This is a genomic window from Streptomyces sp. NPDC048566 (genome assembly GCF_043199735.1).
GTDB lineage: Bacteria > Actinomycetota > Actinomycetes > Streptomycetales > Streptomycetaceae > Streptomyces.
Genome location: NZ_JBICWL010000015.1, coordinates 15237 through 28887 on the forward strand (window position 1 = coordinate 15237; position 13651 = coordinate 28887).

Below are 13651 nucleotides of genomic sequence, written 5' to 3' on the forward strand. Positions count from 1 at the left end.
TCCGTGCCGATGCGTGCCTTCCCGGCCCGTGTGGACGCCGTGATCATCCAAGCCGTCATCGCGGGCGCCCTGTCCTTCTCGCACCTGCACGACCTGGCCGAAGCGGCGGGACAGGGCGGCTGGAAGGCGTGGGCCTACCCCGTCTCCGTCGACCTGCTTCTCGTCGCTGCCTGGCGGCGAATGCGCGACCAGCAGCGCGCCGGGCTCCCGGCCGCTGGGCCGCGGCTGTGGTTCCTCGTCGCTCTCGCGGCGTCCCTCGGGGCGAACATCGCCACCGCCGGACTCCTCGACCTGGCCCACGTTCCCGCCCTGCTCCGCGTGGTCGTCGCGGGCTGGCCGGCCGTCGCCTTCTTCGGCGGCACGCTGCTGGCCCACACGCCTCGCACCTCGGATGCCGTCGACCGTAGTGCGTCGGCCGAGTCCGAGGTGGGGGAGTCGATGTCGCTTGCTCCCACGCCCGCGATCGTCGAACCGACAGCCAGCGGCACGGCAGAGCCCGACCCTGTCCCGGCCCTGGAGTCTGCGCCCGACTCGGTCCCGGCACCGGTGCTCGCCTCTACCGCCCAGCTCCCGCCCGTCCTTGTCGACCGTGCCCAAGCGGTCGCCCGAGAGCTCCGCTCCACTACCGGCGAACCTGCCGACCCCGACACCGTCCGTGCCCGGCTCGGCCTGCCCGCGTCCATGACGCCGGCCGTCGCCGCGCACCTTTGACCAGGGAGACGCCCGCCATGAACCCGCGCTTCCGCGACGTCCGCCGCATCGGCCCCGTTCAGGTCGCCTCGTACCTCTCCCGGGGCCGTACACGACACGTCGCCGTCTGCACCGCCCCGCGCTGCGACTTCTCTGCCGAGTACGACAGCCGCGCCGCCGCCGAACTCGCCGCCCGCCTCCACCGCTGCCGCGCCTGACAGGAGACGACCGACATGCACGTCCCCCTCTGGCTCGCCCTCCTCGCTGTCGGAGCCCTCGGCGTCCGGCTCGCCCGCCCGCCGTGGTGGCTCGTCGTCGTGCTCCTCCTCGGCGGCTACCTCGCCGCAGGAAGCTTCCTCGCCCCCGCCATCGACCCCGCCCTCAAGTAGCGCCCGAACAGAACGGAGTCCGCTCCATGTTCAAGCCCAAGTACCCGCCCATGGACACAGCCCCGGTACCCGTCACGCCCCCATCGACCGTCCACAGCCCTGTTCCCCTTCGGCGTGGTGCGGCGCCTGCTCCCACAGAGGCGGTTTCTAACCGTCCTGCCGTGCAGCTCACCCCGGGAAGCACGCTGACCCTCGTGATGGGCGGTGCCGCCGCCGTGCTGGTCGTGGGGGCCGTCCTGGTCTCCATGCTCCTCGCCGTCGCGATTACGGCCGCCTCCGTGGCCGTCTGCGCGGTCACCGTCCGCTCGATTCTCAAGAGCGACCGCCGCTGACGTCACGTCGCACGCGCCCTGGCTTGCTCACGATGTCTAGCCCCCTGGACAAGCTGGGCGCTGTCTCGAACTCGTCCCCTCAAGGAGGTCCCTGCACATGCGCCCCGAGGCTCCGTCCGGAGCCGTCCGCCAACTGGCGTCCCTTGCCCAGTTCGGCGACCTGAGCACCTACGCGCACCAGATCCAACGACTCGGAGGCTGCGAGCGCCCCGTACGGATGGAAGGTCACCGCCTGGACGTCCTCGCCGCCACCGGCGAAATCGTCCGAGAGATCGCCGACCGCGACCTTCCCGCCGGACAACTCCTCATCCGCTGCAACAATCGCCGCGCAACTCGCTGTGCCGCCTGCGCCGAGGTCTACCGCAAGGACACTTTCCACCTCGTCACGGCGGGCCTCAGTGGCGGCAAGGGCGTCGGTCCCGCGGTCGCCGAACACCCCCGCGTCTTCGCCACCTTCACCGCGCCGTCCTTCGGCCCCGTCCACAACCGGCCTGGTGGCGGGCGCTGCCGCTGCGGGCGCCTGCACGCGGACGGGGACGCCGAACTCGGCACCCCGCTGAACGCGGACCGCTACGACTACCGCGCCGCAGTCCTGTGGAACGCCCACGCCGGTGCCTTATGGGCCCGCTTCGTCACGTACCTGCGCCAGCAGCTCGCGTCCCGCGCGGGCATCGGTCGTGCGGAGCTGCGCGACTGCCTCAAGGTGTCGTACGCCAAGGTCGCCGAGTACCAGCGACGGGGCGCCGTCCACTTCCACGCCGTGATCCGCCTCGACGGGCCGGGCGGAGCCGAGGACACCCCGCCGGCCTGGGCCACCACCGAACTCCTCACCGACGCGATCCGCTCGGCCGCCGCCCTTGCCGAGACTCCCGGCCCGGTCCTGGACGGCCGCGCCCACACTTTCCGCTTCGGCGGACAGCTCGACGTCCGCCCCATCCAGTCCGCCGACTTCACCGGCCCCACCAACCTGAGCAGCCGCGCCGTCGCCGCCTACATCGCCAAGTACGCGACCAAGGGCGCCGAAAGCGCGGGCACCCTGGACCGCCCCATCCGCAACCCCGTCACCGACCTCATCGGCACCGAAGTCACCGACCACGCCCGGCAGATGATCCTCACCTGCTGGCGCCTCGGCGCCCTGCCCGAGCTCGAAGAACTCCGCCTGCGCAAGTGGGCCCACATGCTCGGCTTCCGCGGCCACTTCTCCACCAAGTCCCGCGCCTACTCCGTCACCCTCGGCGCCCTCCGCCAGCAACGCGCCGACCACAACGAAGCCCTCACCCGCGAACGCGCCGCCGCAGCCGGTCACCCGCTGCCCGACCCGGACACCATCCTCGTCCTCTCGCACTGGCGCTTCGCCGGCACCGGTCTGACCGCCGCCGAATCCTTGTTCGCCGCATCACGACAACCGGCCTCAGCCGATACGGAAGGAGAGAACGACCATGCGTGATGACGAACTGCTCACTGTTGCCGAGGTGATGACCCGCCTTCGGCTCGGCCGGTCCACCGTGTACGACCTGCTCCGTACACGGCGGCTGCCCTCGGTCACCATTGGCCGGTGTCGGCGTATTCCGGCTTCAGCCCTGGGCCGCTTCATCACGGAAGAAATGGAGCGTGCGGCCTGATGGCTACGCGTCGCAGCCGTGGTGACGGCGGCCTGCACTGGGACGAGAAGCGGCAGCGTTGGATCGCCACGGCCAACCTCGGGTTCGATCCGAGTGGGAAGCGGATCGTCAAGCGGGGGAGTGGCAAGACCAAGACCGAGGCGAAGCAGAAGCTCAAGGAGGTGTTGCGGGACCACGAGGACGGCCTCGCCATCGCGCCGACCAACTACACGGTCAAGGATGCGGTGACGGATTGGCTGACGTACGGCCTGGCCGGCCTCGACCCCAGCACGGTCGAGACGGTGACGCTCCTGAGCGAGAGACATGTCATTCCGTCGCTCGGCGCCCGTAAGCTCCGCGACCTCAGCGCGGAGGACGTGGACCGCTGGCTCTCCACCAAGGCCAAGACCCTCAGCACCCGCACCCTCCAGTCGCTTCACTCGTGCCTGAACCGCGCCGTGAAGCGGGCCATGGCGCGGGACAAGGTGAAGCGCAACGTCGTCGAGCTGTGCTCGGTGCCGCAGGGGCAGGCGGGGCGTCCGTCCAAGGCGCTCACCTTTGCTCAGGCTGAGGCGGTGCTGAAGGAGGCCGAGGGAACGACGATGTACGCGTACATCGTCCTGGCCCTGCTGACCGGGGCCAGGACCGAGGAGCTGCGGGCCCTCACCTGGGACCACGTCTTCCTCAAGGGGCGGCCGGACTTCGAACCGCCGCAGCCTCCGCACATCGCGGTGTGGCGTTCGGTCCGGCGGAGCGGGGACACCAAGACCCGGAAGTCCCGGCGCACGCTCGCCCTGCCGGCGCGCTGCGTCGATGCTCTCTGGCGGCAGTTCGAGGATCAGGGCTGGGACCGGCTCGCCGCCGACGAGGAATGGGAGGAACACGGGCTCGTCTTCTCTTCGGCCCTCGGCAAGCCGCTCGACGCCGCCAACGTCCGCCGCGCCTTCCGCCAGGCGCTCAGGGGCATCGAGGGGATCAACGCGGATGAGTGGACGCCCCGAGAGCTCCGGCACAGCTTCGTGTCGCTGCTCTCCGACCGCGGCGTCCCCCTGGAGGAGATCTCCCGGCTCGTCGGGCACTCCGGTACGGCCGTCACTGAGGAGGTCTACCGGAAGCAGATCCGGCCCGTGATCCAGACCGGTGCCGTGGCCATGGACGGCATCTTCGGCACCGACTGACGAGGGCTGTCGGCACTCAGGAATCGATAGTCACGCAGTTAGACACGCAGCAACGCCAGAGGGCCCTTACCGATCCGGTAAGGGCCCTCTGAACTGCTACTCAGCTGTCGGGGTGGCGGGATTTGAACCCACGACCTCTTCGTCCCGAACGAAGCGCGCTGCCAAGCTGCGCTACACCCCGATCGTCGCTGCTCTCGCGGCGACGTCGTTTACTTTAGCCCACTGCTGCCCGGAGACGAAATCCGGTTTTCGAGGCTTCGTACGCGGCGTCGGACGGGATCCGGGCGGACGTGGTCGACGACGATGACGAGCAGGGCCAGCGCGTAGAAGGCCACCCCGAGGATGGCGGTGTTGCCGAGGACGCCGGGGTATCCGTGACGATCTACGTCCACGAATGGGTAGAGGTAGCGCGCCGGGCTGCCCGGCGTCATCGCCGCGCCTCGGACCAGGCAGAACACCAGGTAGGCGAGGGGGTAGAGCAGCCAGGTCACGGCGTTGCGGAGCGCCAGCGGGGCCGGCCGTGTGAGGAGCAGCCAGTCGATCAGGACGGCGATCGGTGTCACCGTGTGGAGCAGGTGGTTGGCCACCGCGTGCCAGCCGGGGAGGGTGTCGACGCCTCCGGTCATGGAGAACGGGCTGGGTTCGTTCGCCAGGAGCAGGTGGTACACGAGGCCCGTGATCGAGATGTAGATCAGCGTCCCGCCCGTCAGCGCCCCGGGCAGGGGGCGCCGGGCCGACCAGGCCCGGCGGGCCGACGCCGCGAAGACCGCTGCGACCAGCAGGTTGGTCTGAATCGTGAAGTAGCTGAGCACGCGCGCAGGGCTGCCCAGCTTCAGGTCGATGGCCACACCCAGCAGGGCCGCGAGGGCCACGAGGACACGGAAGATCGCCGTGAGAGGCCGACGGGTGGGGGTGACGACCGCCGTCGCCGGCACGAAGGAGACCGTCGGCGGCGAGATACCCGGTATCGCGGGGAGATCGGGTATGTCCCGAGGCATGGGGGTGATCATGGCCCCACGCTAAGCGGGGTGGGCGAATCGGGCGATATGGGATGCGGTGAGTGGGTGGCGCGACACGGGCGGGGCGGAGGCGGGACCCTGCATCCACACGACCTTGGCGGAGCCCTCCGGCTCCTCCGGCTCCTGCCGTTGTGCTCCCCGGCACGGCGGCGCCATGGAGTCCATCCGGCGAGCCTCACCCCTGACCCGCCGCCCCGTCAGGCTCGGCCGCACGGAGACCCTGCCCGTGGCCCCCGGGGCTGCCCACCCGGGCTGCCTCGGTCTCCGGGGTCCAGGCCCCGACCAGCCCAGTGGGTCGTGCGGCGCAGCCCGCCCGCCGGTCCCGCCGGCCGGGTCGCCTCGCGCGCCCCGACTCGGTGGCTCGACGGCCTCCGGCCCGGCCGATCGAACCGGTCGGTCCTAGGGCACGCCCCGCCCCTGGTCTCCGGACACGGCGCGCCCCGCACCCGCACCCGCCCCGGCCCCCGTCCGCCCCTCCTCCTGGTGTCCTCGGGGCTACTGCTCGCGCTCGACCAGTGTCAGCAGTGACGCCTCCGGCGGGCAGGCGAAGCGGACCGGGGTGTAGCGGTTCGTGCCGCAGCCCGCCGAGACGTGCAGGTAGGAGCTGCGGCCCTCGGCGGTGTGGGTGGAGAGGCCCTTGACCCGGTCCGTGTCCAGGTCGCAGTTGGTGACGAACGCGCCGTAGAAGGGGAGACAGAGCTGGCCGCCGTGCGTGTGGCCCGCCAGCACCAGGGGGTAGCCGTCGGCGGTGAACGCGTCGAGGGTGCGCAGGTACGGAGCGTGCACGACGCCCATCGAGAAGTCGGCGGACGCGGACGGGCCGCCGGCCACGCGCGCGTACCGGTCGCGCTTGATGTGCGGGTCGTCGAGTCCCGTCAGCTCTATCTCCGAACCCTCGATCTTCAGCGTCCCCCGGGTGTTCGTCAGGTTGAGCCAGCCCGCGGTGTCGAAGCCGTCCCGCAGGTCCTCCCACGGGTTGTGGACGGCGCCGACGACCGGCTTGTTGCCGTTCAGCCCGTGGCGGCCCTGGGCCTTCTCGAACAAGTACCGGGCGGGGTTGCGGAGTCGGGGGCCGTAGTAGTCGTTCGAACCGAAGACGTAAGCCCCGGGGAACTCCATCAGGGGGCCCAGCGCGTCCAGCACCTCGGGGACGCCCTCGGTGTCCGACAGGTTGTCCCCGGTGTTGATCACGAAGTCGGGCCGCAGCCCGGCCAGGGAGCGCAGCCACCGCTGCTTCTTGCGCTGCCCGCTCACCATGTGGATGTCGGAGACCTGGAGCACGCGCAGGGGGCGCATGCCCGGCGGCAGGACCGGGACCGTCACCCGCCGCAGGCGGAACGAACGGGCCTCGATCCCCGCCGAGTACAGCAGACCGGCGGCACCCACCGCCGTGATTCCCAGGGGTACTCCGTATAGCGCGCGCATGCGTCCATCGTGTCAGACCCCGCCAAGTCCGCGTGCTCGCCTGTGGACAACCCCTCCCCGGGGGAGCCCGCCCGGGTCCCGTGCGCCCGTCCGCCGGTCCGTGCCGCTCGATCGCCGCCCGTTCGCCGCGTGGCCGGAGTCGGGTCGGCGTCCGCCCCGGCCGTCGGGCGCGCCGGGAAATCGACGGGCGGTCACCTCGTCGCACCTGCGACACTTGGCGGCATGACCACGCTCAAGTCGAAGTTGCAGGAAGACCTCAACGCCGCGATCAAGGGGCGCGACGAGCTCCGCTCCTCGACGCTCCGGCTCACCCTGTCCGCGATCACCAAGGAGGAGGTCTCGGGCAAGACGAAGCGCGAGCTCTCCGACGACGAGGTGCAGAAGGTGATCACGCGCGAGGCGAAGAAGCGCCGTGAGGCGGCCGAGGCCTTCGCCCAGGGCGGGCGCACCGAGTCGGCCGAGCGGGAGAAGGCGGAGGGCGAGGTGCTCGCCGCCTACCTGCCGCAGCAGCTGTCCGACGACGAGCTCCGGCAGATCGTCGCCCAGGCCGTCGAGGAGGCGAAGGCCGCCGGTGCCGAGGGGCCGCGGGCCATGGGTCAGGTCATGAAGATCGTGAACCCGAAGGTGGCCGGTCAGGCCGAGGGCGGCCGGGTCGCCGCCGTCGTGAAGCAGCTGCTCGCCGGCTGAACCGGCGCCGGGCACGACGGCCGCCGCTGATCGGCGCCGGGCACGTCGGCCTGCGACGCCGCTGAACCGGCTCCGGGCATGCCGGCCCGCGGCAGCCGGCCCGGGCTGCCTGCACACGGGTACGGCTGTCCGGCACCGCGACCGCTCCCGTATTCCTTGCGGCAGCGGCAGCGGCAGCGGCAGCGGCAGCGGCAGCGGCAGCGGCAGCGGCAGCCGCGCCCGAGGTCCCTCCCCGGCAGGGGCGGTCTCGGGCGCGGGTGGGGTGGGTTAGCGTTGGCCGCCGTCTCCGTTGCCCCGGCCGCCGTTGCCGTTGCCCTGGATGAAGCCCTCCGGGATCGAGAAGGTGGGGTTCGGGGTCACCACGCCGCCGTCGCCGCCCTGGCCGCTGATGGTGTTGCCGAGCGTCGCGCCGCCGCCGGTGGCCCCGCCCTGGTTGCCGTTCCGATCGCCGTTGTTGCCGTCGTCGCGGCCCTTGTCGCGGCGCTTGTCCTTGCCGGGGTCGGGGATGTCGACCTTGTTGAAGGAAGGGGCGTCCTTGCCGGCGAGGGCGCCCGTCATGAGGTCGCGCCAGATCGGGCCGGGGACCTCGCCGCCGTACACCTTGGCGTGGTAGACGCCGCCGATCGAGATGCCCACCATGTGGACCCGCTGGGAGGCGCTGCCGACCCAGACGGCGCCCGAGAGGTTCGGCGTGTAGCCGACGAACCAGGCGTTCTTGCGCTCGTCGGTGGTACCCGTCTTGCCCGCGTTGTCGCGGTCGGTGAGACCCGCCTGCTGGCCCGTACCGGAGTCGATCACGCCGCTCAGCAGGGTGCTGACCGTGTCCGCGGTCTTCTCCGACATGGCCCTGGAGCACGTCGACTTGGGCACGTCGAGGGACTTCTCGTGGTCACCGACCTGCTGGGTGATCGACTCGATGGCGATCGGCGTGCAGTACATGCCGCGGGACGCGAAGGCGGCGTACGCGGTGGCCATGGTGAGCGGCGAGATGCCCTTGGCGCCCAGGGCGATGGAGGGCACCTGGGGGAGCTTGTCGCCGTTGCCCTGGACGACGCCGAGCTTGTCGATCTGCTTCATCACGGGGCACAGGCCGATGTCGGAGATCATCTGCACGAAGTAGGTGTTGACCGACTTCGCCATGGCCTCCTTCAGCCGGTACGGGCCGACCTCGGAGGCGCTCTCGTTCGGGACGACCTCGTTCGCCTGGTTCGTCCACGCCTTGCCGCCGCAGGTCTGCACCGGGCTGGGGTACGGCATCTTGTTCGGCGACGAGTACTCCTGCGTCGCCGGCTTGCCCTGCTCCAGCGCCGCGGCGGCCACGAACGGCTTGAAGGTCGAACCGGTCGGGAAGCCGTAGTTCGAGCCGCCCATGCCGTAGTTGACCGAGTAGTTGTACTCGGTCTCGTTCTTCCCGTAGCCGTACGGCTTCGACTGGCCCATGCCGAGGATCTTGCCGGTGCCGGGCTCCACCAGGGTGCCGGCGGCGGCGACCTTGTCGGACTTGTTGACGTGATCCTTTATCGACGTCTGGATCGCTTCCTGCGACTGCGGGTCCAGCGTCGTCCGGATCGTCAGGCCGCCCTGGTCCCAGACCTTGACGCGGGCCGCCCGAGTCTTGCCGAAGACCGGGTCGCTCTTGAAGACGTTCTCCACGTACTTGCAGAAGAAGCTGGCGCCGGCGACCGCGGTGATGCAGCCGTTCTTCGGCCGGCTCACGTGCAGTCCGAGCTTGGCCGCCTTGGCGGTCTCGGCCTCCTGCCGGGAGATGTCGTGCACCTCGGCCATGCGCTGCAGCACGGTGTTGCGGCGCTTGGTGGCCTCCTCCTCGTCGTTCACCGGGTCGTACCGGCTCGGCGACTGGACGATGCCCGCGAGCAGCGCCGACTCCTGGAGGTTCAGGTCCTTGGCGTGCTTGGAGAAGTAGCGCTGGGACGCGGCCTCGATGCCGTAGGCCTGCTCCCCGAAGAACGTGATGTTCAGGTAGTTCTCGAGGATCTTCTTCTTGCCCAGCTTCTCTTCCAGCTGGATGGCGTACTTCAGCTCGCGGATCTTGCGGCCGATGGTCTGCTGGGTGGCCTGCGCGACCTTCGTCGGGTCGTCGCCGGCCTCCTCCACGAAGTAGTTCTTCACCAGCTGCTGGGTCAGCGTGGAGGCGCCCTGGGCCACCCCGCCGTTCTGCGCGTTCTGGTTGACCGCGCGCAGGATGCCCTTCAGGTCCACCGCGCCGTGCTGGTAGAAGCGCGAGTCCTCGATCGCGACGATCGCCTTCTGCATGTAGGGCGAGATGTCCTTGAGGTCGACCACCGTGCGGTCGCGCGAGTAGACCGTCGCGATCTGCCCGCCCTTGCTGTCCAGGATCGTGGTCCGCTGGCTCAGCGCCGGACTCTTCAGATTGTCCGGAATGTCGTCGAACCCCTGGACCGAGCCCTTGGCCGCGAGGCCGAAGGCGCCCGCGGCGGGCAGTGCGATTCCGGCCATGACGGCACCCGCGAGCACGCTGACACCGAGGAACTTGGCGGCCTGCTGCGTAGGGGACAGACCACCGCCCGATCGCTTCTTTGGCATGAGGGCAGCCTACGTTCTCATTCGCCGGACACGCGTATATGCCTTGGCCTAAGCTGCTCTCAACTGTCACAGCAGTGCGGCTACGTATCAATACGTCCGGCGACCCCGAATCGTTCCGGAGGTTCCGCGATTTCTGTGGAGGGCGTGTCCGAATCAGCCTTGTGTGTCACCTGGCGTCCGTTGTGGCTCAACTGAACTGTCCTGGTTTGCCGGGATCATCTTGTATGCCCTCAGCTCACTCCCCCGGGTGATCTGCCGCTTACGCATAGTCCGTTCGGGCCATTCAAGATTGGGCCCGAAGGGGGTGTTGCGCTGTGCCCGCCTTCCGTAACGTCCTCAACTGGCGGCGGTGAATATGCCGCTGCCGCCGTGGGGGAGCCTCGATTCGGGAGAGGACGGCGCCGGCATGGGCTGGGTTACCGACTGGAGTGCGCAGGCGGCCTGCCGCACTACCGATCCGGATGAACTGTTCGTTCAAGGAGCAGCGCAGAACAGGGCCAAGGCAGTGTGCACCGGATGTCCGGTGCGCACGGAGTGCCTCGCCGATGCGCTCGACAACCGCGTCGAATTCGGCGTGTGGGGTGGCATGACCGAGCGGGAGCGCCGCGCGTTGCTGCGCCGCCGTCCGACGGTCACGTCGTGGCGTCATCTGCTGGAGACCGCACGCATCGAGTACGAGCGCGGCGCGGGCCTGCTCCCCCTGGACGAGGAAGAGGTGTACGAGCGCTACGCGGCCGTCGGCTGACAGGCGGCCCGGTCGTCCCGCGGGGTGCGGCTCCGCGGCGCATCCGTCCGGGGCGGACCGTCCCGAGGCGCGGTGCCCCGGTGCGAGTCCGGGCGGGGACGCCGTCGTGACGCTCCCGCGGGGAGGCTGCGGCGACACCGGAGGCGGTCGCCGCCGTGCCCTGCGCCTTCCGCGACCTCCGAGCGTCGTTCGCGCGCCCTCCGTCGTCCCGGGGGATTCCGCGCCCACGCACGCCCCGTGAGGGCCCGTGCGGACCGGCCTTTCCGGGCCCGGCCGCGTGCGGGCGGGACACCGGATGCGCGTCGTCGCGCTGTGGGCCGAGGCCGCTGCTCGCTCCGTAGGGGCGTGCGCGCCCGCCGGTGGCCGACGCGGTGCCGGTGGCCGGTGGCGGAGCCGAGGGCCTGCCCGTGCGGCCGGTCGCGGGCCCGCCGACGCGGGCGGGCCGTCGTGAAAGCCGCCCGGTCAGCTCTCGGGCAGCTCCGGCCGATGGGCCGCGAGCCGGTTCCCGATGTCCCGCAGCCCCGCCAGATCGTGTACGTCGCCGGGCAGCGCCGCCACCTCCGCCACCGCCACCTCGGGGTGGCGCGCGGCGAACCGGTCGCGCGTGCGCTGCTCGCGGGAGAGCAGCTGCATGCGCTCGGCGTGCAGCCGCAGCAGGCCCGCGGTGAGCTGGTCCACGGTGGGCTGGTCCACGGTGGGCTCGGGGAGCGGGACGGCGGTCCCGTCGGTGCCGGGGGTGGTGTCCGTGACGGCCGTCCTGGGCGGGGCGTCGGGGGAGCCTTCGTCAGGAGCCGGTGTCGCGGAATCCGTTGTCTTTGAACTGCCGTACATGTCGGGAGAGTTACGAAGACCAGCTTTCCCGTCCCCCTGATCGACAATGCAGGCGGTGTCAAGATTTTCCGCGGCGGTGTCCGGCTCGCCCTCCGGGTCGCCGCCGTCGAGTTCCTCGGCGGCGGACAGGGCCCGCTCCGCGGACAGCCCGGCCGCCCCGCTGCCGTGCACCCTGTTGAGCACCAGGCCCGCGAACGGCATGTCGTCGGCCGCCAGCCGCTCGACGAAGTACGCCGCCTCGCGCAGCGCGTCCCGTTCCGGGGCGGCCACCACGAGGAAGGCCGTGCCGGGAGCCTGGAGGAGCTTGTACGTGGCGTCCGCGCGGGTGCGGAAGCCGCCGAAGGTGGTGTCCATGGCCGACACGAACGTCTGCACGTCCTTGAGGAGCTGGCCGCCGAGGACCTTGCCCAGCGTGCCGGTCATCATCGACATCCCGACGTTCAGGAACTTCATGCCGGCGCGTCCGCCCAGCTTGGCCGGCGCCGTCAGCAGCCGGATCAGCCGCCCGTCGAGGAAGGAGCCGAGCCGCTTCGGGGCGTCCAGGAAGTCCAGGGCCGAGCGGGAGGGCGGTGTGTCGACGACGATCAGGTCCCACTCGTCGCGTGCCCGCAACTGCCCCAGCTTCTCCATGGCCATGTACTCCTGCGTGCCCGCGAAGCCCGCCGAGAGCGACTGGTAGAAGGGGTTGTTGAGGATCGCCGCGGCCCGCTCGCCGTCGGCGTGCGCCTCGACGACCTCGTCGAACGTCCGCTTCATGTCGAGCATCATCGCGTGCAGTTCCCCGGTGCCCTCGACGCCCTTCACGCGCCGGGGGGTGTTGTCGAGGGAGTCGATGCCCATCGACTGCGCCAGCCGGCGCGCGGGGTCGATGGTGAGCACGACCACCTTCCGGCCGCGCTCCGCGGCACGCAGCCCGAGAGCCGCGGCCGTCGTGGTCTTGCCGACGCCGCCCGAGCCGCAGCACACCACGATCCGGGTCTTCGGGTCGTCGAGCAGCGGGTCGAGGTCGAGGGCCTGAGCGGGCTCCAGACTCATGACATCCCTTGCTTCCGCAGCAGTTTCGCCAGTTCGTACAGGCCGGCCAGGTCCATGCCGTCGGCGAGCAGGGGGAGTTCGTGCAGCGGCAGCCCCTGTTCGGCAAGGACGCTCCGCTGCTCGGTCTCCAGGGCGTGCCGCTCGGCGTACTCCGCCGCCTGCTGGAGCAGCGGGTCCACCAGCCGCTCGGCGAGACCGCCGCGGCGGGCGCCGCCGAGGCCGGCCGACGACAGCGACTTGGCGATCGCCGTCCGCGGAGCGGCGCCCACACGGGCGAGCCCGGTGCCGTCGAGGAGCGACGGACGGACCATGTTCATGACGATCCGGCCGACGGGGAGTTGCGCGGCGCGCAGCTCGGCGATCCCGTCCGCGGTCTCCTGGACGGGCATCTCCTCCAGCAGCGTCACGAGGTGGACCGCCGTCTCCGGCGACTTGAGGACCCGCATGACGGCCTGGGCCTGATGGTGTATCGGTCCGATCTTCGCGAGACCGGCGACCTCGTCGTTCACGTTCAGGAAGCGGGTGATGCGGCCCGTGGGGGGCGCGTCCATCACCACGTAGTCGTAGGTGAAACGGCCGTTCTTCTCCTTGCGCCGGACCGCTTCGCACGCCTTGCCGGTGAGCAGGACGTCGCGTACGCCGGGCGCGATGGTGGTCGCGAAGTCGATCGCGCCGAGTTTCCTCAGGGCCCGGCCGGCACCGCCCAGTTTGTAGAACATCTGGAGGTAGTCCAGCAGCGCCAGTTCCGCGTCGATGGCGAGGGCGTACACCTCCCCGCCGCCCGGAGCGACGGCGATCTTCCGCTCCTCGTAGGGCAGCGCCTCCGTCTCGAAGAGCTGTGCGATGCCCTGTCTGCCCTCGACCTCCACGACGAGGGTGCGCTTGCCCTCCGTCGCGAGGGCGAGCGCTAGTGCTGCGGCCACCGTGGTCTTGCCGGTACCGCCCTTGCCGCTGACGACCTGGAGCCTGCTCACGTATTCGAGCCTAACCAGTCCGCGCCCGGAGTACGCAGGAGGCTGTGGACAAGCTGCGCGAAGGACGGGGGTGCCGGGGCCGGGTGTGGCCGGATGTGGCGGGTCCGCCGGGACGCCTCGGACGCCGGCCCACCGGGGCCGGTCCTGCGGCCGGGCGGCGGTCCGCCGGGCGCGGGGGCG

Annotated in this window: 14 protein-coding genes and 1 tRNA gene; 9 read left to right on the plus strand and 6 right to left on the minus strand. The window is 70.9% G+C overall.

Features of this window, described 5'->3' with window-relative positions:
* Nucleotides 1-9: 9 nt before the first annotated feature.
* The 7 genes from ACGFS9_RS21930 (at nt 10) to xerC (ending at nt 4190) form a co-directional block, all read left to right on the plus strand.
* Nucleotides 10-711 (plus strand): DUF2637 domain-containing protein, encoded by a 702-nt coding sequence (locus ACGFS9_RS21930; RefSeq protein WP_393255393.1) that lies wholly within the window; start codon nt 10-12, stop codon nt 709-711.
* A 17-nt stretch (nt 712-728) separates the two neighbouring features.
* Nucleotides 729-908: a mobile element transfer protein gene (locus ACGFS9_RS21935; RefSeq protein WP_393255394.1), complete on the plus strand. Its 180-nt coding sequence runs from the start codon at nt 729-731 to the stop codon at nt 906-908.
* Between the two features lie 15 nt (nt 909-923).
* Nucleotides 924-1079, plus strand: coding sequence for a hypothetical protein (locus ACGFS9_RS21940; RefSeq protein ID WP_183117007.1), 156 nt, complete (start codon nt 924-926; stop codon nt 1077-1079).
* A 26-nt stretch (nt 1080-1105) separates the two neighbouring features.
* Nucleotides 1106-1411: a SpdD protein gene (locus ACGFS9_RS21945; protein WP_393255396.1), complete on the plus strand. Its 306-nt coding sequence runs from the start codon at nt 1106-1108 to the stop codon at nt 1409-1411.
* A gap of 97 nt (nt 1412-1508) precedes the next feature.
* Nucleotides 1509-2858 (plus strand): replication initiator, encoded by a 1350-nt coding sequence (locus ACGFS9_RS21950; protein WP_393255398.1) that lies wholly within the window; start codon nt 1509-1511, stop codon nt 2856-2858.
* Nucleotides 2851-3033, plus strand: coding sequence for a helix-turn-helix domain-containing protein (locus tag ACGFS9_RS21955; RefSeq protein ID WP_393255400.1), 183 nt, complete (start codon nt 2851-2853; stop codon nt 3031-3033). The genes ACGFS9_RS21950 and ACGFS9_RS21955 overlap by 8 nt, the downstream gene beginning before the upstream one ends.
* Nucleotides 3033-4190 carry a tyrosine recombinase XerC gene (gene xerC, locus ACGFS9_RS21960; RefSeq protein ID WP_393255402.1) on the plus strand — a complete coding sequence of 386 codons (1158 nt, stop codon included), beginning with the start codon at nt 3033-3035 and terminating at the stop codon, nt 4188-4190. Before ACGFS9_RS21955 ends, xerC begins: the two co-directional genes overlap by 1 nt.
* A gap of 107 nt (nt 4191-4297) precedes the next feature.
* Here xerC and ACGFS9_RS21965 read toward each other — a convergent pair.
* From ACGFS9_RS21965 to ACGFS9_RS21975, 3 genes are all read right to left on the minus strand, one after another.
* Nucleotides 4298-4371, minus strand: a tRNA-Pro gene (locus tag ACGFS9_RS21965).
* 28 nt (nt 4372-4399) lie between these two features.
* Nucleotides 4400-5200 carry a Pr6Pr family membrane protein gene (locus ACGFS9_RS21970; RefSeq protein WP_393255403.1) on the minus strand — a complete coding sequence of 267 codons (801 nt, stop codon included), beginning with the start codon at nt 5198-5200 and terminating at the stop codon, nt 4400-4402.
* Between the two features lie 504 nt (nt 5201-5704).
* Entirely contained in the window at nt 5705-6634 is a 930-nt protein-coding gene (locus ACGFS9_RS21975; RefSeq protein ID WP_393255405.1) for a metallophosphoesterase, read from the minus strand.
* Nucleotides 6635-6856: 222 nt separating this feature from the next.
* Between ACGFS9_RS21975 and ACGFS9_RS21980 the strand changes: the two genes are divergently transcribed.
* Complete coding sequence (locus tag ACGFS9_RS21980) at nt 6857-7321, plus strand: GatB/YqeY domain-containing protein (protein ID WP_393255406.1); 465 nt, start codon at nt 6857-6859, stop codon at nt 7319-7321.
* Nucleotides 7322-7588: 267 nt separating this feature from the next.
* Here ACGFS9_RS21980 and ACGFS9_RS21985 read toward each other — a convergent pair whose 3' ends face one another.
* Nucleotides 7589-9886 (minus strand): transglycosylase domain-containing protein, encoded by a 2298-nt coding sequence (locus ACGFS9_RS21985; protein ID WP_393255408.1) that lies wholly within the window; start codon nt 9884-9886, stop codon nt 7589-7591.
* Between the two features lie 406 nt (nt 9887-10292).
* Between ACGFS9_RS21985 and ACGFS9_RS21990 the strand changes: the two genes are divergently transcribed.
* Complete coding sequence (locus ACGFS9_RS21990; protein WP_393255574.1) at nt 10293-10631, plus strand: WhiB family transcriptional regulator; 339 nt, start codon at nt 10293-10295, stop codon at nt 10629-10631.
* A gap of 462 nt (nt 10632-11093) precedes the next feature.
* Here ACGFS9_RS21990 and ACGFS9_RS21995 read toward each other — a convergent pair whose 3' ends face one another.
* Nucleotides 11094-12497, minus strand: a complete 1404-nt coding sequence (locus ACGFS9_RS21995; RefSeq protein WP_393255409.1) for an ArsA family ATPase — start codon at nt 12495-12497, stop codon at nt 11094-11096.
* Nucleotides 12494-13471 carry an ArsA family ATPase gene (locus tag ACGFS9_RS22000; RefSeq protein ID WP_393255411.1) on the minus strand — a complete coding sequence of 326 codons (978 nt, stop codon included), beginning with the start codon at nt 13469-13471 and terminating at the stop codon, nt 12494-12496. The genes ACGFS9_RS21995 and ACGFS9_RS22000 overlap by 4 nt, the downstream gene beginning before the upstream one ends.
* Between the last annotated feature and the right edge of the window lie 180 nt (nt 13472-13651).